Source organism: Shewanella sp. KCT (assembly GCF_007636505.1).
Taxonomy (GTDB): domain Bacteria; phylum Pseudomonadota; class Gammaproteobacteria; order Enterobacterales; family Shewanellaceae; genus Shewanella; species Shewanella halotolerans.
Genome location: NZ_LVDJ01000001.1, coordinates 532,315 through 551,476, shown reverse-complemented (window position 1 = coordinate 551,476; position 19,162 = coordinate 532,315). Strand labels below are relative to the sequence as shown.

Here is a 19,162-nt window from a genome sequence, read left to right as displayed (position 1 = left end):
AATAAAAAAGCCCCTGTCATCAGGGGCTTTTCACTCTTAGAGGTCTTGCTCTTTGAAGGCGGCGATACTCTCGCCCTTGAACTGACGTTTCAGCTCGGCCTTTGACAGTTCGTTCAATTCACCTTGGTTATTAATGGTGAAATGATCTGTCTGGTTCAACCTGCGAGCCTGGTACAGCATCACCAGCTGCAGTGTCGAGTCTTTCTGCTCATCAGACAGCACTGTACCATCTTCCCACTTGCCGAGTTCGGCGGCGCTGAGTAATCGCTCGTATACCTCTTGAGGCATATCGTCGATCACTTTATTGATATCACTCATATACTCTTCCGTTTATGTAACACTATGCGGACTCTGGCTATCAGATAGCCGACGAAGCCAAAGACGAAGCAGATGCCGGCGATATTGGCTCTGAGCCCTTCCGCCGGCTCGCCGCCCCAAAACCAGATCACCACACCGGCAATAAACAGCGTCATCGCCAGAAAGCTCTGGTTCATCAGCTGATTGGTACGCTTGATATGGCTGATCCGATTAAGCGACTCGTTATCCCCAGACAAGCCCGAGGAACAGTGAGGGCAGCTCTTAGCCAAACTCGATATGCGCTTTTGACAACTTGGGCATTCTACTAAGGCCATTGCGGACTCCTATCTTAGCTTATCGACCACGGCCAGCATGGCGAGCAGTGACGCCTCACCCAGGTAGATGCAACGCTCAGGTGACCAACCAGACATAGGATCTGGCATGTTGGCGTTATCTTTAAATGGCATCTCTAGGGTGTTAGAGAGACAGCCGAAGGTCTGCGCTACCCAGTTTGAGGCAACCGTCAAGTTAGCCTGGCCTGGCTCGTCTTTATCATAGCCAAACTCATCCTGGAAATCGGCGCTCGCCATCAGCAATGCCTTAACGAAATCGGCCTGCTGATCCGCCATCTTTTGATTGTAACCCGGCACGCCTTCACAACCTGCGAGGAACACATATGGCAGGCCTTCGTCACCGTGTACATCATAATAGAGATCGACGCCCGTCTCTTTCATGCGATTGACCACATGATACACCTCAGGGCTCTTCTCTAGCGACGGACTCTGCCATTCGCGGTTAAGGTTAACGCCCTTGGCATTGGTTCTCAGGTGGCCACGTACGCCGCCATCCGGGTTCATGTTTGGTACGATATAGAAGTTGGCCTTATCCAGCAGCGCCTTAGCCGTCGGACAATCACCATCGAGAAGGTTGTTCAGCAGGCCTTCCACCAGCCACTCGGCCATGGTTTCACCCGGATGTTGTCGCGCGGTGATCCAGATCTTAGCTTTCTCTTCATCTTCATCACCCACCTTAACCAGGGTCATGTCGCGATCGTCTAAGGTCTTACCTAGATGCTCGAGTGAGACGAGTGGATGCACCTGAACGGCGCTAAGCAGATCCTGATGACGCTCGTAGCTATAGGGCGCGAAATAGGCAATCTGGATCATCTCGCAATCCAGTTCCACCTCTATGGTGAGCTTGCCATCTTGATACTGAGTCGGCAGGCGGAACCATTGCTGTCTGTCGTAGGTAGCCACGGCCTGATAGCCTTCCCAGCCCTTAGTGTAAGAGGCTTGGCCCGCGTTGATGATATTCAGGGTATAGCGCTGGCCAACTTCACCTTGCAAACGAAAGTTGAACCACTGGAAAAACTCGCCCCCTTCATCGGGTCTAATGGCCAGTTGCACATTATTGATATCATCTTGGTTGATGACCTCAATATTACCGCCGTCAAAATTGGCACTGATTAACATATCCATTCCTTCATTGAGTTAAGGCAGACATCTTGGGTCTGCTGATCCCCTAAGGATAAACTAATTCGCCCCGTTTTCGCACCGCTAGCGCTAAATAAAAGCCAGTTTTTTTGCTGTCATTTTGACTAACACAGAAAGCTGTAACCCTGACCACGAACGGTATTGATGATGGTTTTTGGCAGACAGATCTTGGCAAGTTTACGCCTTGTATTACTGATGTGCATATCCAGGTTTCGATCAAACTGTCCCAGATCTTTCTTCAGCACACTTTTCTGCAACTCCTGTTTGGTTATCACCTCTCCTTTGCGATCAAACAGGTATTTGAGCAGCTTAAACTCGGTCTGAGTCAGGGATACGCGCCGCTCAGCCACCTCTATGCTGAAATCATTCTGATTAAAATAGATCGCCTTTATCGGTAGTGGCAGAACGTCGGTCAGCTGCGCTTTGGTGATGGCCGCACGGCGACGCAGGGCTTCGATGCGCACCACCAGCTCACGTACACTCACAGGTTTAGAGAGAAAATCGTCGGCGCCGAGACGAAACCCTTTTACCCGCCGCTCCTCTTCATCGGTAGCCGAGATCAGGATCACCGGCAGGTTGTCGCTGCGCGACTCTAGAAACGCAAAGCCATCCACAAGGGGCATCTCAATATCTAAGATAATGAGATCGATCGCCATTTTGCCTAAAATAAGCAGTGCTTCCTGGCCATTACTGGCACAATGCACCTGATACCCGCTGTCGACAAGGCCAAGATAGAGGACTTCGCGCGCAAAGGGATCATCATCAACGAGTAACACTCTTTCCATTTAATAACCTTAATGATAATTGTTATCATTTAGGTTACAATAACTCATCGGGCCAATCCAGTCCTTTATACCTCTAAAGGATAAAACTTTGACCAGTATCCCACCCCATTGATACTCGCGACATAAAAAAGGCCCCTATTGGGGCCTTTAGAGACAAATCCGATTCTTACTTGAGCATCAACTGGCGAATGTATTTCACCGGCGCGCTACCATAGCTTAAGAACTGTTCGTGGAAGCCTTTTAGGTTAAAGTCCTCTCCCTGCTTGGTCTTTAGCTCCTCGCGGAAATCATAGATCTCACGATAACCCGCATAGTAGCTGGTGAGCTGCACCTGACTAAGGGTTGCGCGGCGCCACTTGCCTTCGGCCTCAGCCTGTTGTTGGAAGGCTTCCTGAGTCATCAGCGCAATCGCCTCCTCCTCTGTCATCCCCTTCACCTGAATGCTGTAGTCCAAAATGGTGTTGGCAATGACCCTTAGGTTCCACTTGTAATACATGAGCCACATCTCTGGCTCGAAGTTACCATAGCCCTCTTCCAGCATCATACGCTCGGCGTAAACCGCCCAACCTTCAACCATGGCACCGTTACCAAACAGGCTCTTCACTAGGCTTGGCGACTCATTAGAGTAAACCAACTGGGTGTAGTGACCCGGGATCGCCTCATGAATATTAAGCACCTGCAAGATCCAATGGTTGTATTCTCTCAGGTAACTCTCGGCAGAGGCATCGCTCATGCCATCCAGCGGTGTGACGTTGTAGTAGGTATTCCCCGTCTTCTCATAAGGGCCCGGTGCGCTAATCGAAGCGCCGGCGAAACCACGCATATATTCTGGGGTTTCACGCACCACCAAGGGCTTGTTAGGATCTAACGTCACCAACTGCTTGTCGTTGACAAACTTGACCAACTCGGGGATCTGGGCGCGCACCTCGGCAACAAAGTCTTCGCGTTTCACATGGCGGGCCGACAGCTTATCAATTAGCTGACGAGTCGCCACCTTAGTGTCACTGGGCATCTCTGTCTTGAAATACTTGCTCCACAGCTGTGTGGTGATCTTAGCCATCTCGCCCTGGACTCTTGCCTTATCGGCCAGGGCCTTTTCATAGAGCTGCTTGGCCGACATGCCAGACTGAATATCGAAGGCAAACTTCTGCTCATAAAGCTCTTCACCAATTCTAAAGCTACGGGCGCCCTCTTTAGTCAGCTTGGCTTCCAGGCCAGTCAACCAGTCGATATGTTGATTAATGGCATCGACCGCGAGCTTGAAACGGCTATTGAACAGGGTTTTCTCATCATCGCTGAGACCTGAGGCGGCAACCTGCTTCAATAGGTCATCAGAGAAGACGCTGAAGGCGCCTCGGTTTTGCATTATGGCTAACTGGGTATGCTCTAGGGTCGGCTTGTCAATATTCTCTTTTGCCGCAGCATAATAGGCGGGTACATTTTCCATGCGAGCCAGGAAGGAACGTAGACGCTCATCAAGCGGTGCAAAGTCTTCGTTAACCAGCTGAGCGAATCCGCCGGCTACGTTGTAGTTCGCGGGGTTCCATTGCCAAGACTTGAAGGTGTCTATCTCCCAGCGATCTTGCTGCAACAGGTTCTCAATCAACTTGTAGTCGATAAGCTCACTCGGGGTTAGCGTATTCACATCAAAGCCATTTAGCAGTTTAAGTTGGGCCTCGACGAAGGCTAAGCTCTCGATGCGGCTTTGGGCATTGGGCACCTTAAGCACACCGTCATATTTGTGATAACCACTGTAGAGCGCCCAGGTCGGCGACTGCTGCCACAAGGCATCGATAAATTGATTGGAAAACTCGGCAAAACTCAGTGCCTGTACCTCGGTAGCACTCGCCATCTGAGTACTTGCAGTTTCGCTAGTGTGTGTCTGACAGGCAGCAAGACTACCTAACCCCAGGACGATGGCGGCAGCGATGACGCTTTTCTTCATGATTCTTCTTCCCTTCATTCTTATTATTAACGGCTTTCTCTTAACGACTTTCTAATAACGACTTCTTAGATTGCAGCTTAAAACATGCCTTTAACGGCCTTACTCGAGGTTTTGAGCAGCAGAGATACTTGAACCGATAGATGAGCCAATACATGAGCTTAGCCCAGTTGGCCCATAGTAAATCACGTTGCAAGGAAAATTGCAGCTATCACACCACCTTAGACAAGCTTTGTTACAAAGGTATTTGCCAGGCCTAACGTGTCTAAGGCAAGCACTCAAATCTTGGCTAGCACCACAGTGATGCCCTTAGCTAACCAAAATTAAGCAGCCAAGCCTCAGCAAGAGCGCAGCCAATTGCCGCTAGACCCACAAGCAAGGTGTTAAGTAAGCGGTTTTGACAGCGAGTTCTAGGGCACTACACTGAATTTAGAGCCTCAAGAGGTTAGCCATGTCTAATTACGCCCAGTCGACAGCCCAGATAAGAGCGCAAAAAACAGCTCAATTGAATGCTCAGATTAGAACTTGGAGAAGTGCCCAATCTAGGCAACTTTCTTTACATCAATTCATTGTGAAAATATTTTACGCCACTCTGATAGTGTTAGGGGCGATGTTATTCACCTCCAGTAATGGCCGCGCTGTAGAGACTCAAAATAGTTCATCACAAAAAGAAGTGCCTAAGCTTGTAACTCCTAAGCTAGTAACAATAGCAACGCAGGAATGGGCGCCCTATCATAGCCAGGAGAGAGACGCTCAGGGCGTCGCCCATCAAGCTGGGGTCGGGCTAGCTGCGCTCGATTGTGTCATGACAAAAATCGATCAACCCTATAGCGTGATCTTCCTCCCTTGGGGCCGGGCTCAAAACAGCGTCAAGCAGGGAAAATATGATGGCTTCTTCTCCGCCTCACGCAACGAATGGCGCGATCAATTTGCCGTACAGAGTAATACTTTCATTCAACAGGAATGGAACTTCTATTACCACAACAAATATCGGATCCCGACCAGCATGAATAGCCTGAAATCCGATACCCTGTTTGGCGCCCGCATCCATTCCAATAGCGCCCACTGGTTAGCCAAGAATAAGTTCAAAAAGGTGAAGATTTTTCCCACCATTAACGAGCTGGTCAAATTACTGGATGCCAGGCGCATAGATGGTGTGATGGAGAATGCGCTGCTGTTCGAGGAGCAGGTACGTCAGTCGCACCTCTCAATGGACGCCTTCGTCAAACGCCCGAACATGCGTATCGATCTAGGGGTCTACTTTGGTAAAACCTTCCTGGAGAAGCATCCAGGTTTTCTCGCCAGGTTCAACCGTCATACGGAGGAATGTCGTTTCGACTATCAATGAGCTTCGACTGGTGGTGAGGTATCGAGGGGCTAATGTGCCATTGGCTTTAACCTGAACTCGGCCCAGATGGGATTGTGATCCGATGCCTGGCTAGTAAAAGACTCGGCCGCAACCAGATTCAGGCCACGATAATAGAGATGATCCAGCGGCAAGCCGAACACCCGCTGACGCTTGTCTTCCTCATATACCGCCTCCTTCAGCCTGAGCTGGTGGGCGAGCTGCTCAATATAGGCCATGCGCTGCCCACGCCAAGTATTAAAATCACCACCTAATATCACGGGGCCCTGATGCAGATTGATCTTCTGCACTATCTGCTGCCACTGGGCGCGATAGCTCTTAAGCTGCCAATCGAAGTTGATGCCGTGTAGATTAACCACCAGAAGGGTCTGTCCATTAGACAGGGGGTAACGTGAAATGAGGGTCGACTTGGCAAAACGGATCCAGGGCTCCACCGCATGATAGGCGCAGGCATCGCGCGCCTGCTCTGTGGCGAGGTTCATTACCCCCACGGGGGATTTCAGCAGCGAGAATGCCTTAGCCATCACCAGGTGCAGGCTTGAGCCGTTCAGGTACTGATTAAAGCCTGCGTTTAACTTAGCTTCCTGCAACAACATGAGCTCGCTACGTTGGGCGATTTTACTGAGATCCTGCTGCCAGCCACGCTTTTGCTGCTTATAGATGTTCCACACACCGACCCTGAGTTGCCCATCATTATCGAGCGCCTGGCTACCTGGCGCGGCAACACATTGGGAGACAAAAACCGGTTCAACCTCACTCATCATCACCTCAGGCTCACCGTTAAGATAGGTCACCACGGCCACATAAGCAGCCGCACTTAGGAGTAATAATAGTAATGATTTTATCCCCCAGCGCAGTAAACGCGGCGAATTGGATCGGTTTTGGCTCACAGAGTTACTCTACTGTCGAAGTGGCTGTCATTACATCTAAATGGTAAAAATAGTGCTTTAGCACCAGCAGCTTAGCCTATATGATAGCGATCAGGCTATATTTAGATTCAACGCCATTATCGAATCATACTCGAGCGAGTGCAATCCAGGCTCAAACAGACATTATGGAAAATGTACATCAAATCCTCGCCATTGTAGGCGTATTCATCTATTGGTTGTTTCTTGGCGCCATCGCGCTGCGCTTGGTGATTAAACGCCGCACCATAGGCGTCTCCTTCTCCTGGATATTGGTGATCTATTTTCTCCCCCTCGTCGGTATCATCGCCTACATCCTGTTTGGCGAGCTGCACCTGGGGCAGACCCGAGCGAGTCGCTCCAAGTCGATGTTCAAACCCTACGGCCAATGGTTTGCGGCCCTGTATCAGCATCCGCTGCACACGCCAGAGCGGCAGAGTGACCACGCCAAAGCCATCAGTCAGCTGTGCGATACTCAGCTCGGCATACCCTCGCTCAGCGGCAACCAGCTCTGCTTGCAGCATACGCCATCTAGCATACTCAACTCCATCATCCAGGATATCGAGGCAGCCAAAGAAAACATCGTCATGGAGTTCTATATCTGGCATCCTGGCGGGCTAGCCGATGATGTCGCCAAGGCAGTCATAAAAGCCTCAAAACGTGGCGTCGCGGTAAAACTCCTGCTGGACGCCGCCGGTAGCCGCACCTTTTTTAACTCTCCCTGGCCAACTCTGCTACGCGCGGCCGGCGTAGAGATATCACAGGCCCTCAGCGTTAGTCCCTTGAGGATGTTCTTCAGACGCTTAGATCTTCGCCTTCACCGTAAGATAGTGGTTATCGATAATCATATCGCCTATACAGGTTCGATGAACCTGGTGGATCCTAAGTACTTTAAGCAGGGAGAAGGCGTCGGCCAGTGGATCGACGTCATGGTGCGCATGGTGGGGCCAGCAGTACCGCTAGTCAACACTGTCGCCGCCTGGGATTGGGAGGTGGAAACCAGCGAGCGTTATTTGCCCGAGCCACCAGGTATTCCAGAAAAACCATATGCATCATCACACGAGATATCATATGAGATATCATGTGAGCCATCAGGTGAAGTGAGACGTGAGGCAGATTCCCTAATACAGGTGATCCCCTCAGGGCCGGGTATGCCTGAAGAGGTGATCCACCAGGTGTTGCTACAGAGTCTCTACCAGGCTTGCCGTAAAATAGTGATCACCACCCCCTACTTTGTGCCCAGCGAGAACCTGCTCGATGCCCTGGTGACTGCGGCGGCGCGAGGCGTCGATGTCAACATCATCATTCCCCAGAAGAATGACTCGACAATGGTCAAATGGGCCAGCCGCTCCTTCTTTGCCGAGCTGCTAAAGGCCGGGGTGAAGATCCACAGATTCAGGGGCGGCCTGCTGCATACCAAGTCTGTATTGATCGATGATGAACATTGCCTCATAGGCACGGTTAACATGGATATGCGCAGCCTTTGGCTTAACTTCGAACTGACTCTGGCGGTCGATGATAAAACATTTGCCGAGGAGTTAAGATTGCTGCAGCAGGGCTATATCGACAATGCCGAACAGCTTGAATACAAACGTTGGCAGAGCAGACCACTCTACCAGCGGGTGATTGAACACCTCTTCTATCTCTTCAGTCCTTTGCTTTAGTATGCTCACGTCAACTGCACTGGATCTGTCACTGGCAATCGTCGCTAACTTTAACGAAGCTCAAACTCTCGCTAAATACAAAAAGACCTGCCAGTTGGCAGGTCTTTTTATTGAATCTTTGGGCTTAGCCTAAAGCTAAAACTTAACCTAAGCCTAATCAGAGATCTTAGCTCTGCTTCTTCACGAACTTAGATTTCAGCATCATCTGGCCGTGACCATCAACCTTACAGTCAATATCGTGGTCGGCATCGACGAAACGGTTGATCACCGCCTTGGTACCCACTTTCAGGGTCAGCGAAGTGCCCTTCACCTTAAGATCTTTAATCAGGGTAACCTTGTCACCCTCTTCTAACAGGTTGCCTACCGCATCTTTCAGGATGATGGCATCGGGGTCGACAGCCACTTCGTTAGGGTTCCATTCATGAGCACATTCTGGACAGATCAACAATGAGCCATCTTCATAGGCATAAGGTGACTCACATTTTGGGCATGGTGGAATTGTATCGCTCATAACTCTTTCTCTTTCTTTAAAAAGGTAAGGATCGGTCTAAGTATCAGGCCTGTCACTCGAGATGACTTTGTGGCTTTCTACTGGAAACCGCTCACAATGATAATCGTATTATAATAAAATTATCATACTCAGGCCAGCTAAGATTCTAGGCGCCGAACTTGGCTACACTCTGACCGTTAATGTTGACCTTAAGATTTAACCTTAGGATTCTTGGTCGGCTCGGCCTGACCATAACTTACGCCATGTTGCTCTAGATAACCGCGGATCAGCTGTCTGACGACCTGTGATGGTGTCAAATCCTGAGAGGCGCACAACTGTTCGAATGCCTGTTTCTTGCTAGGGTCGAGTAACACGGTAAAGCGTGCCGTCTTATTTTCCATTGCCTACTCCTCGAACTGAAAACATTATCATTTGATTATAATCTTTAAGGCACCGCCTGCCTATAGCCTGCCCCAAAGCGTTGAGAAAGAATTACCAAGCTAAGAAGGCTGCCTTAAATATCCAGTTAGCTTTCTCTGTTTGGACGAATAACTTATTTTATCTGGAATAAAAATTAGGAGAGAGTTGACAGGCGTCGGGCATAAAAAGGACAGGCGTCAAATAACAGGCATAAAAAAGACGCCCTTAGGCGTCTTTTTTATTGAATGTGGCGGTGAGTGAGAGATTCGAACTCTCGATACGTTGCCGTATACACACTTTCCAGGCGTGCTCCTTCAGCCACTCGGACAACTCACCGAATCTTGATGCGCTCTTTCCTAAAAAACCTTCAAGGAACTGCATCAACGGAGCGGTACTTTACGCAAATCGCTAAACAGGGTCAAGCTAAAAAACTGTCCACTCAGGCATTTGCGTAATAGATCGCCAATTCGCTGCATATCCGCCCTATTTGAACTTACTCACCAGTTCCGACATGGCGCTCACATCGTTAAGCAGTGACTCGTTGAGTTGGCTGAGACGATCGGACACCTCATGGGTATTACGATAGATGTCGCTGATCTTCATCGCGTTTTGGTTCACCTCTTCGGACACCGCCGATTGCTCATGGGTCGCCGCCGCGATCTGCTCGTTCATGCTGTCGATGACGCTCACCTCGCTAACGATACGAATAAGCTCCTCACCGGCGCGCTTGGACTCGACCACGCTGATCTCCGCCTTGTTGCGGCCACTCTCCATCGCCTTCACGGCGATCTTAGCGCCACGCTCCAGTCGTTCGGTCATGCTGCGAATATCTTCGGTTGAGGTCTGTGCCCGCTGCGCCAGACTGCGCACCTCGTCGGCGACCACGGCGAAGCCACGGCCCATCTCGCCAGCTCTGGCTGCCTCGATCGCTGCGTTAAGCGCCAGCAGGTTGGTTTGCTCCGCGATACCGCTGATCACCCCAAGCACATCGACGATACCTTTGATATCCTCATCCAGGTTATTGATGGCCTGCGCCGCATCGGCGATCTCCTGAGCCAGTTCATTGATGGACTCTGCGGTGCGCTCCACCTCCAGGCTACCCTCTTTGGCTTCCTTGTTGGCCTGGGCCGAGGCTTCAGAGGCCTGCACCGCATTTTGGGCGATCTCTTGTACTGTGGCGCTCATCTCTGTCATCGCCGAGGCAACTTGATCCACCTCGCTGTGGCCCAAGGCCACATCTTCACGCATGATACGGGCGCAGCCTTCCATCTCTTGAGACGCTGTGAGCAGTGCTTGGGTATTGGTCCTCACCATGCCAATCACCTTCTCGAAATCGGCCATCATGTGGTTGAAGGCTGAGCCCAGCTGACCTATCTCATCCTTACCCTTAAGGTCGACCCGCACGCTGAGATCATAATGTTTCTGCGACTCGGTCACCTTGTGATACAGATGTCTGAGAGAGGCATGCAGGTAACGTCCGATAAACAGTGATAGCAAGATCACAATGAGGCCTGATACCAACATCAAGACGATGACGCTCACCATCAACGACTTGGCATTGGCAAGCGCGCTTCGGGTATCGGTTAACAGATGATGGGACAGTTGACGCTCGAACTGACGCAAAGCGTCGATGCGGGCGGTGGATTTGGCAAACCAGTCGGTAGAACTCTGACCGCTAAGGGCGCCTGCATCCTGGCTCATCGCCTTGTCTCGTAGAGCATTGACCGCCATAAAGGTAGGCGAAGAGGCTACCTGCTGATAATCGGCGTTTACCTTGTCGGTCGCCAAGGCTAAGAAACGCTCCTGATAGGTGTTCTGCTCGGAAACCAGATTGACAAACTTGAGGAACATGCCGGGTTTAAAGGCGCTGTTACCAAAAGTGGAACTCAACACGGCGCGCTCGATACCGGCGCGCTCTTTCATCTGTAGATAGGCGGCAAAACTGGCTGACTCCACCGCGATCTGACGACTAGCCCCCTGCTGACTGGTCTGATCCACTATCGCCAACAGCAGGCCATTGAGCTTAGTATAAAAAGCAACCTCTTCCGGCACAGAGATGCTTAAGCTGTCTACCCTGCTACGGATATCGCCGAGCTGGTTAATCATCTGATTGACCTGGCTCATCTGCTGGGCAAACGCCTTGGGCAGCTCATGGCTGGCCGTAAAGGCCTTGAAGTTATTAAGCTGCTCGTCACTCAACTGACGCTGCGTTGGTAGCTTATCGCCAAAGCTCTTGCCTTTGGAGCCGAGAAAACCGGCGCTCATGCCTCGCTCTTTTTGCAGCTCATGCACAAAATCACTGTTCACCACAGCCAGCTCGGAAAGCGTCTCTACCTGACTCAGTCCCTGATGCAACTGATATTGGCCATAGACCACAAACAAACCGAAGAAAGTGGCCCCCAGAATGGGCGGCACTATCACCAGCAAAAGCTTATTTTTTATATTGAGATCACTGATCCATTGCATATTCATCTTGCGTTATCCCTAACCATCGCGGGTTGATAGAGTGGCGTTGCGTCACTTCATAGACAAGCCCAGTTAAAGCCTTGTCAATTACCGTATTAACACTAGCATAAAAATCTGACGTTAAAGTAAAACTCGCCTAAAAACATGTACTAAAGGCACCAATAAAATGACACTATTCACTTTTTAACATGCCTTAAGCCCCCTCACAATGCCCATAAAGTCTAGTATAGCTGGGGCACTGTCTATCGACTGGCAACAAAAAAGCGCCCTAGAGGCGCTTTTAACGTTAGCAAAAGTGTTTGCCAAACTTGTTTAACGCCTAGGCGTTACCTTTAACCTGCATGTTCAACGTCTTGGCAAAATCCAGCATACGATCGAGCGGCAGTAGTGCACGCTCTCTGAGCGACTCATTAACGAAGATCTCGTGTTGCTCCGAGCCGTCGTTAAGTAGCGCCGCCTCGATCGCCTTAAGGCCGTTCATCGCCATCCAAGGACAGTGGGCACAACTACGACAGGTCGCGCCATTACCGCCGGTAGGCGCTTCGATCAGGGTCTTATTTGGCGCCGCCTGTTGCATCTTATAGAAGATGCCCTTGTCGGTCGCCACGATAAAGGTGTCGTTCTCCAGGGTCTGCGCCGCCTTGATCAGCTGACTGGTGGAGCCAACGGCATCGGCCATCTCCACCACACTCGCCGGTGATTCGGGATGCACCAACACGGCCGCATTGGGATATTGCTCTTTTAACTGACGCAGTGCCTTGGCCTTAAACTCGTCGTGAACGATACACTCGCCCTGCCACATTAGCATGTCGGCGCCAGTCTGCTTGGCGATATAGCTTCCCAGGTGACGGTCCGGTCCCCAGATGATCTTCTTACCCTGGCTGTCGAGATGCTCGACGATCTCAAGGGCGATACTCGAGGTCACCACCCAGTCGGCGCGCGCCTTAACGGCGGCCGAGGTGTTGGCATATACCACGACGGTATGGTCTGGATGGGCATCACAGAAGGCGCTAAAGGTGTCGATAGGACAGCCTACGTCCAGTGAGCAGGTGGCATCCAAAGTCGGCATAAGCACAGTCTTTTCCGGGCTTAAGATCTTAGAGGTCTCGCCCATAAACTTAACCCCAGCCACAATCAGCGTCTTGGCTGGATGGTCACGGCCGAAGCGGGCCATCTCTAAAGAGTCTGATACACAACCGCCGGTCTCTTCCGCCAGCGCCTGGATCTCAGGATCGGTATAGTAGTGGGCCACCAAGACAGCCTCTTTCTCCTTCAACAGCTGCTTGATGCGCGCCTTATAGGCCTGCTTCTCGCTATCGCTTAGGGGAATGGGCTTTGCTGGAAACGGATACTGAATATTTTCGATGCTTGGTGCTACTTGACTCATGCTCAAACCAAAGAGTGGGACTAATTAGCGGCATTATACTTAATCTGACGCCAAAGATTAACTCTGGAGAAAAAAAAGAGCGCCAAATGGCGCTCTTATTAGTGAACTGCTACGTGCGATTAGTGCATCGCCAGTAACATCTCCTGTGGTGACTCGAGATACTGCTTCCACAGGTTGCAGAAGCGGGCTATGGTGCCGCCGTCTATCACCCGGTGATCGCCAGACCAGCTGATCTGCATGATCTTACGCGCCTCGACCTCGCCCTTATCGTTAAAGCGCGGCAGGGTCTGCAACTTACCCAGGGCGACGATGGCCACCTCAGGCTTGTTGATGATAGGCGTTGCCACAGTCCCCCCCAAGGCACCGATATTCGAGATGGAGATGCTGCCGCCCTTAAGGTCCGCCGGGCTGACACGACCGCTGCGGGCATCCTTGGTCAGGCGGGTAATTTCAGCCGCAACCTCAAGAATAGATTTTTGCTGCACATCCTTAACGTTCGGCACCAATAGACCCACCTTAGAGTCTACCGCCATGCCTATGTTGTGTGACGCAAGGAAGGTCTGCTCGGTGCAATCGTCGTTCACACGGCTGTTGATGCCAGGGAACTGAGTCAGCGCCAGCGACATCGCCTTCATGAAGAAAGGCATCATGGTCAACTTGAGATCGTCACTCGAGTAGCGCGCCTTCATCGATTCGCGAAGCGCAACCAGTTCGGTCAGATCCAGCTCTTCACAATAGGTGAAGTGTGGGATGGTAGAGACAGACTCTGTCATCATCTTGGCCATGACGGCCTTGACGCCGCGAATAGGCTCGACGCGATCGCCTGCTGAAACCGCTATAGGCGCAGCTGTTGGCTCGCTTTGGGCCTGTGCTTTCGCCGCCTTAGCCTTCACGGCTTCGCCGCTACGGAAGCGCTCGACATCTTCCTTATAGACTCGGCCATGTTTACCAGAACCCGGTACCAGGCTGAGATCGATATCATAGCTGCGCGCCAGACGACGAACGGCCGGGCTTGCCAGCGCCTTGCCATTACCTGCTGGGGCGTGAAGTTCAACCTCTTCGTGGTCAACCGCAGCTGGGGCGCTATCTGCTACCGGCGCGGCAACGGCCCCCTCTTCGCTCTCTACCTCGATAGAGAAAAGCGGGGTGTGCACCTGTGCCAGCTGACCCTTACGGTAATGAAGTTTAACCACCTTACCGCTCTTGATGGCCGGGATCTGCACCAGTGCCTTGTCAGTCATCACATCGGCGATAGGCTGATCTTCCACCACCATGTCACCTTCGGCCACCAACCACTCCACCAGTTCACACTCGACAATCCCTTCACCGATATCCGGTAACAGGAACTCTTCGACGCGTTTGCCGCCGGCAACTGGCTGTGAATCAGATTGAACGACAGCTTCTTCAGCTGCCGATTCCGTGGTCGCATCGCCGTCTGGCTCACCATCGATTTCCACCGAATACAGCGGCTCGTGGACGATAGCTATATCACCTTTCTTATAGTGAAGTTTTTTGATGACGCCACCGTGAACCGCCGGGATCTGTACCAGCGCCTTGTCTGTCATCACATCAGCAATGGGCTGATCTTCGGTGACGGTATCGCCTTCGGCAACCAACCACTCAACCAGCTCACACTCCACCACGCCCTCGCCAATATCGGGCAAAATAAAATCTTTAATCATGCCTGGGGCTCCTAGTATTTCATCGATGCTTTGATCGCTTCAAAGGTCTTGAGCGCATCAGGCATATATTCTTTCTCATGGATCAGCGGATATGGGGTATCCAGACCACATACACGGCTGATTGGTGATTCCAGATAGAGGAAACACTCCTGCTGGATGGTCGCGGCGATTTCGCCGGCAAAACCACCTGTCAGCGGCGCTTCATGGTTGATCACCAGTCGCCCAGTCTTCTTCACCGAGGCAGCAACGGTATCGACATCCCAAGGCGCAAGTGTACGCAGGTCGATAACCTCACAAGAGATCCCCTTCTTGGCCGCCATCTTAGCCGCCTCTTCGACGATCTCCATCTGAGCGCCCCAGGCCAGCACGGTAATGTCTGTACCTTCCTGAACCACTTCCGCCTTGCCTAGTTCAATCTCATAGGCTTCATCCGGCACCTCGCCCACACTGGCGCGGTAGAGACGCTTAGGCTCAAAGAAGACCACAGGGTTCTTGTCGCGAATCGAGGCAAGCAGCAGGCCCTTAGCCTGATAGGCATTACGGGGCACGACCACCTTTAGACCAGGCGTCTGAGTGAAGTACGCTTCTGGCGATTGTGAGTGGTAGTGACCACCGGCGATACCGCCACCATAAGGGGTACGGTAGGTGATACCGCCCACATTAAACTCGTTACCACTGCGGTATCTGAACTTGGCTGACTCGTTTACGATCTGATCGAAGGCCGGGAAGATATAGTCGGCAAACTGGATCTCGGCAATCGCCGTCATGCCATTAGATGCCAGACCGTTGGCAAAACCAGCGATACCCTGCTCTGTCAGCGGCGTATTGAAACAACGATCGCGGCCAAACTTATCCTGTAGGCCCGAAGTAGCGCGAAATACGCCGCCAAAATGGCCAACGTCTTCGCCGAAGATCACCGCCTTGTCGTCGGTTTCCATCGCAATGGTCAAGGCATCGTTGATGGCTTGTAACATATTAATCTTTGCCACGATTTAATCTCTCCCTGCGCTGCGTGGATAGGAATCAGGATATTTCTTGATGTGCTGCTTAAGTTCGGTCAGCTGCTGCTTGAGTCTAGGCGTCGGCTCATCGAGGACATCTTCGATGATCTCATCGATACCCGGTGCAGGTAGCTTCTCGGCAACCTTCACTGCGGCCAGCACCTCTTCGCGGTACTTCTCATACATAGCCGCATCATCGCTCTCGGCGAGCCAGCCCTTGTTGATCAACCACAGCTTGAAACGCTTAACCGGATCATGCTGCTGCCACTTGGCCTCTTCATCCTTAGAACGGTAACCAGATGGGTCGTCGGAAGAGGAGTGAGCGCCAAGACGATAGGTCATGGCTTCGATCAGCACAGGTTTGTTGTGCTCCAGCGCATAGGCTCTTGCCTGCTGGGTCGCGGCCATTACTGCCAGCATGTCGTTACCGTCCACGCGAATGGTATGCATGCCATAGCCCACACCACGACTGGCGATACCGTTACCGGCAAATTGCTCGTTGGTCGGAGTCGAGATGGCGTAACCATTGTTACGACAGAAGAAGATAACAGGAGAGTTCAGCACGGCGGCCATGTTTAGACCAGCGTGGAAATCGCCCTCTGAGGCAGCGCCTTCACCGAAGTAGCAGATGGCAACGTTACGTTTGCCCTGCATCTTGAGGCTATAGCCAACACCCGTCGCTTGTGGGATCTGAGTGGCCAACGGCGATGAGATGGTCTGGTAATTGAGCGCCTCACAGCCGTAGTGGATCGGCATCTGACGGCCCTTACCCAGATCTTTCTCGTTACTGAACATCTGGTTCATAAACTGCTCAGTGGTGAAGCCACGATAGCGAATCGCCGCGTGCTCACGGTACTGGGCTAAAATAACATCGTCTTGATCCAGGGCGGCGACACTGCCGACCACGGCGGCTTCTTCACCGGTACAGGTCATGTAGAAGCTGATCCGTCCCTGACGCTGAGCGGCTAACATGCGCTCATCGAGTACTCGTGTGAACACACAAGTATCATAAATTTTGGCAGCCAAATCCTGATCGATCACGGGTAACACAGCATTTTCAAAGGTGGTACCGTCGGCTTGAAGGATCTTCAGGATCGGGATAGATAATGAATCCTTATCGAGAAAACTGACGCGATGGACAGTCTCTGTATTGCTCGTTGCGTTGCTCATACTATTCTCTTATCAGCTGAGTATTCTTGTTATCTGACTGCGAACAGCCTAAGTTGTTCACTATTCTCTATTATGACGCGGCCTTAAAGTTACGTTAACGTAAACTACCTAGCAAGCTATCACAGGGCGCGGCTAACAACTAGCTACCCTCACCCTTGTATCGCTAGCTTTACAAGCTGGAGCCTAAACCACGCGATAATCTTTGGCAGGCACTAAACACAGCACAGTGCGCTGGCCAACCGGTACATTGGCGTTGGGAAACACGATAGACTCAGATTCGGCCTCGACCTTAATCTCAGTCCCGCCATCCTTAGCCAATATATAACCTCTTGGAAACGCCGTAAAATTCTCTACGTCGTCGGCGAAGGTAAAGCTAAAGTCGTCAAACTGCTTGTTGATTGAGCGATTAACCTGATACAGATTCACCTGACTCGGGTCAAACTCACCGAGCTCGAGATCGCGGCCGCTTACCAGACGGGTCAACATCTCTTTCACCGCGATAAAGCGCGTCATATCGTTCTGCCCCATAGGCATCACCTTGCCAAGCTCTATGGTAAAGGCATGGGCCTGATAACCGTGGGCCGAGAAGTAACTGAAGGTAGTCGTAGGTTCGTGGTGAAACAGCACTGTGTTGATACCACAGGCGGCCAGGAACATGATCTGCTCGCCACTGTATGGTGCGCCATGGGGATAAGGATAGATGGCAAACTTCTCATGCTTAGAGGCGCGAATTGCCGTGTGCAGGTCGTAGTGATAACGACTGCCGCCTTCCGGCGCCGCGTTAAAGAAGCGATCCACATACTGCTCCAGCTTCTTAGCACGTGCCCGCTCGGCATTGCTCTCACCCTTGGCGTGGGCGCCGCTGAAGAGACGATTGAGGTTCTCTTCGACGAAACGGGTACCGTTTAGGATAGCTGGGGGGTTACCAATTAAAAACAGCAGGCGATGACGAGCGATCAGCGTCTCAGACAGGAGCGCGGTAATAAGCTGATCACAAAGCTCGATTGGCGCCGTCTCGTTACCATGAACCGCCGACGAGAGCACTATGCTCTTAAGCGCATCTTCCTTTCCATCTAGCTCGCCCTCTTGATTAGCTTCCTGCGTAACGAGCGGCTCGAATTGAATGACGCCGGTATCCCATACCGACACCTGGGTGTGTTGCCCCAGGGTAAATTCAAACGCCTCGAGGCCGACAGGATTGTCTAGTGTCAATTGCAAAAAGTCTTTCGACAACATCAGGGTGTCTTGCACTGCAAACTCCTTACTGCATCACTACCACAGCGCCCACCTTGTAGGCCTGAAAGATAGCGACTCCTTGGATTTATTAGCATTATTATCAGTTGGCCAGCATAGTAACACTTAAGCGAGTCGACGACCACGCGGGCCAGTCGATCGCCGCATATTTTCCCTGTTGCATTCGTTAATCAGATAATACAGAATAAAGCCGTCTAGCCATCTAAACGTATAAAATTAACTGCGCTAGACCATTCGTTAAATAATTAGACGCTAGATAATTCGTTACCTAGATGAACCAAAGATAGATAAGCGTTAATCGATAAGAGGTCAACCATGGCATTAGCAACATTTGGCGCAGGCTGTTTCTGGGGTGTAGAGTATTTTTTCAAGCAGATAGACGGCGTTACCTCTGCCACCTGTGGCTATATGGGCGGTGATGACAAGGCAACCACCTATAAAGAGGTTAAGACTGGCACAACCGGGCACGCCGAGGTGGTACAGGTCGAGTTTGACGAGACCAAGGTGAGCTTCGACGATCTGCTGGCCGTGTTCTGGAGTAACCATAATCCCACCATGCTCAATATGCAGGGCGGCGATATCGGCAGCCAGTATCGCAGCGCCATCTTCTTCCACGACAAGACGCAGAAGGAACTGGCCGAAGCTTCAAAGTTGGCCCTCGCCCGCAGCGGTAAATGGGGGCTTAGACCCATAGTGACTGAGATAGTCCCAGTGCTCACCTTCCATAAGGCGGAGGAGTACCATCAGAACTATCTGGAAAAGAACAACTTGCCTAGCTGTCACCTCACCTACTAGCACCGAGTTTTACATGCAGCCGATGCAAGCTGCGCCCACAAAAAA

General features: G+C 51.5%; 17 protein-coding genes and 1 tRNA gene. 3 read left to right on the top strand and 15 right to left on the bottom strand.

Annotated features, from left to right (window positions below; translation table 11 throughout):
• Positions 1 to 36: 36 nt before the first annotated feature.
• The 5 genes from AYI87_RS02440 to AYI87_RS02420 form a co-directional block, all read right to left on the bottom strand.
• Positions 37 to 318 (bottom strand): YeaC family protein, encoded by a 282-nt coding sequence (locus AYI87_RS02440; protein WP_011865737.1) that lies wholly within the window; start codon positions 316 to 318, stop codon positions 37 to 39.
• Positions 315 to 632 (bottom strand): hypothetical protein, encoded by a 318-nt coding sequence (locus tag AYI87_RS02435; protein ID WP_011865736.1) that lies wholly within the window; start codon positions 630 to 632, stop codon positions 315 to 317. The genes AYI87_RS02440 and AYI87_RS02435 overlap by 4 nt, the downstream gene beginning before the upstream one ends.
• 9 nt (positions 633 to 641) lie before the next feature.
• A complete protein-coding gene (locus tag AYI87_RS02430) occupies positions 642 to 1,769 on the bottom strand; it encodes a carboxypeptidase family protein (RefSeq protein WP_144199255.1) in 1,128 nt (375 codons plus the stop codon).
• Between the two features lie 125 nt (positions 1,770 to 1,894).
• Positions 1,895 to 2,575, bottom strand: coding sequence for a response regulator transcription factor (locus AYI87_RS02425; protein WP_144199253.1), 681 nt, complete (start codon positions 2,573 to 2,575; stop codon positions 1,895 to 1,897).
• 166 nt (positions 2,576 to 2,741) lie between these two features.
• On the bottom strand, positions 2,742 to 4,520 hold the full coding sequence (locus AYI87_RS02420; protein WP_144199251.1) for a DUF885 domain-containing protein: 1,779 nt from the start codon (positions 4,518 to 4,520) through the stop codon (positions 2,742 to 2,744).
• A gap of 802 nt (positions 4,521 to 5,322) precedes the next feature.
• Between AYI87_RS02420 and AYI87_RS21170 the strand changes: the two genes are divergently transcribed.
• Positions 5,323 to 5,865, top strand: coding sequence for a substrate-binding periplasmic protein (locus AYI87_RS21170; RefSeq protein ID WP_186300537.1), 543 nt, complete (start codon positions 5,323 to 5,325; stop codon positions 5,863 to 5,865).
• A gap of 29 nt (positions 5,866 to 5,894) precedes the next feature.
• Here AYI87_RS21170 and AYI87_RS02410 read toward each other — a convergent pair whose 3' ends face one another.
• Complete coding sequence (locus AYI87_RS02410; RefSeq protein ID WP_144199247.1) at positions 5,895 to 6,773, bottom strand: endonuclease/exonuclease/phosphatase family protein; 879 nt, start codon at positions 6,771 to 6,773, stop codon at positions 5,895 to 5,897.
• A gap of 164 nt (positions 6,774 to 6,937) precedes the next feature.
• Between AYI87_RS02410 and cls the strand changes: the two genes are divergently transcribed.
• Complete coding sequence (gene cls / locus AYI87_RS02405) at positions 6,938 to 8,452, top strand: cardiolipin synthase (RefSeq protein WP_144199245.1); 1,515 nt, start codon at positions 6,938 to 6,940, stop codon at positions 8,450 to 8,452.
• A gap of 166 nt (positions 8,453 to 8,618) precedes the next feature.
• Here the strand turns inward: cls and AYI87_RS02400 are convergent, their stop codons facing one another.
• The 9 genes from AYI87_RS02400 to astE all read right to left on the bottom strand — a co-directional run bounded on the left by AYI87_RS02400 (position 8,619) and on the right by astE (position 18,304).
• Positions 8,619 to 8,963, bottom strand: coding sequence for a zinc ribbon domain-containing protein YjdM (locus AYI87_RS02400; RefSeq protein ID WP_011865729.1), 345 nt, complete (start codon positions 8,961 to 8,963; stop codon positions 8,619 to 8,621).
• 188 nt (positions 8,964 to 9,151) lie between these two features.
• Positions 9,152 to 9,343 carry a ribbon-helix-helix domain-containing protein gene (locus AYI87_RS02395; RefSeq protein ID WP_144199243.1) on the bottom strand — a complete coding sequence of 64 codons (192 nt, stop codon included), beginning with the start codon at positions 9,341 to 9,343 and terminating at the stop codon, positions 9,152 to 9,154.
• Between the two features lie 267 nt (positions 9,344 to 9,610).
• Positions 9,611 to 9,698, bottom strand: a tRNA-Ser gene (locus tag AYI87_RS02390).
• Between the two features lie 147 nt (positions 9,699 to 9,845).
• Entirely contained in the window at positions 9,846 to 11,834 is a 1,989-nt protein-coding gene (locus tag AYI87_RS02385; RefSeq protein ID WP_144199241.1) for a methyl-accepting chemotaxis protein, read from the bottom strand.
• A gap of 313 nt (positions 11,835 to 12,147) precedes the next feature.
• Entirely contained in the window at positions 12,148 to 13,215 is a 1,068-nt protein-coding gene (gene nadA, locus AYI87_RS02380; protein WP_144199239.1) for a quinolinate synthase NadA, read from the bottom strand.
• Positions 13,216 to 13,334: 119 nt separating this feature from the next.
• Positions 13,335 to 14,897 carry a dihydrolipoyllysine-residue acetyltransferase gene (locus AYI87_RS02375; protein WP_144199237.1) on the bottom strand — a complete coding sequence of 521 codons (1,563 nt, stop codon included), beginning with the start codon at positions 14,895 to 14,897 and terminating at the stop codon, positions 13,335 to 13,337.
• Between the two features lie 11 nt (positions 14,898 to 14,908).
• Positions 14,909 to 15,886: an alpha-ketoacid dehydrogenase subunit beta gene (locus AYI87_RS02370; protein WP_011865724.1), complete on the bottom strand. Its 978-nt coding sequence runs from the start codon at positions 15,884 to 15,886 to the stop codon at positions 14,909 to 14,911.
• 3 nt (positions 15,887 to 15,889) lie between these two features.
• On the bottom strand, positions 15,890 to 17,068 hold the full coding sequence (locus tag AYI87_RS02365) for a thiamine pyrophosphate-dependent dehydrogenase E1 component subunit alpha (RefSeq protein ID WP_144199235.1): 1,179 nt from the start codon (positions 17,066 to 17,068) through the stop codon (positions 15,890 to 15,892).
• A 183-nt stretch (positions 17,069 to 17,251) separates the two neighbouring features.
• On the bottom strand, positions 17,252 to 18,304 hold the full coding sequence (gene astE, locus AYI87_RS02360; protein ID WP_409928955.1) for a succinylglutamate desuccinylase: 1,053 nt from the start codon (positions 18,302 to 18,304) through the stop codon (positions 17,252 to 17,254).
• Positions 18,305 to 18,637: 333 nt separating this feature from the next.
• On the opposite strand from astE, the gene msrA reads away from it, so the two are divergent.
• Positions 18,638 to 19,117 carry a peptide-methionine (S)-S-oxide reductase MsrA gene (gene msrA, locus AYI87_RS02355; RefSeq protein WP_144199231.1) on the top strand — a complete coding sequence of 160 codons (480 nt, stop codon included), beginning with the start codon at positions 18,638 to 18,640 and terminating at the stop codon, positions 19,115 to 19,117.
• Positions 19,118 to 19,162: the final 45 nt, after the last annotated feature.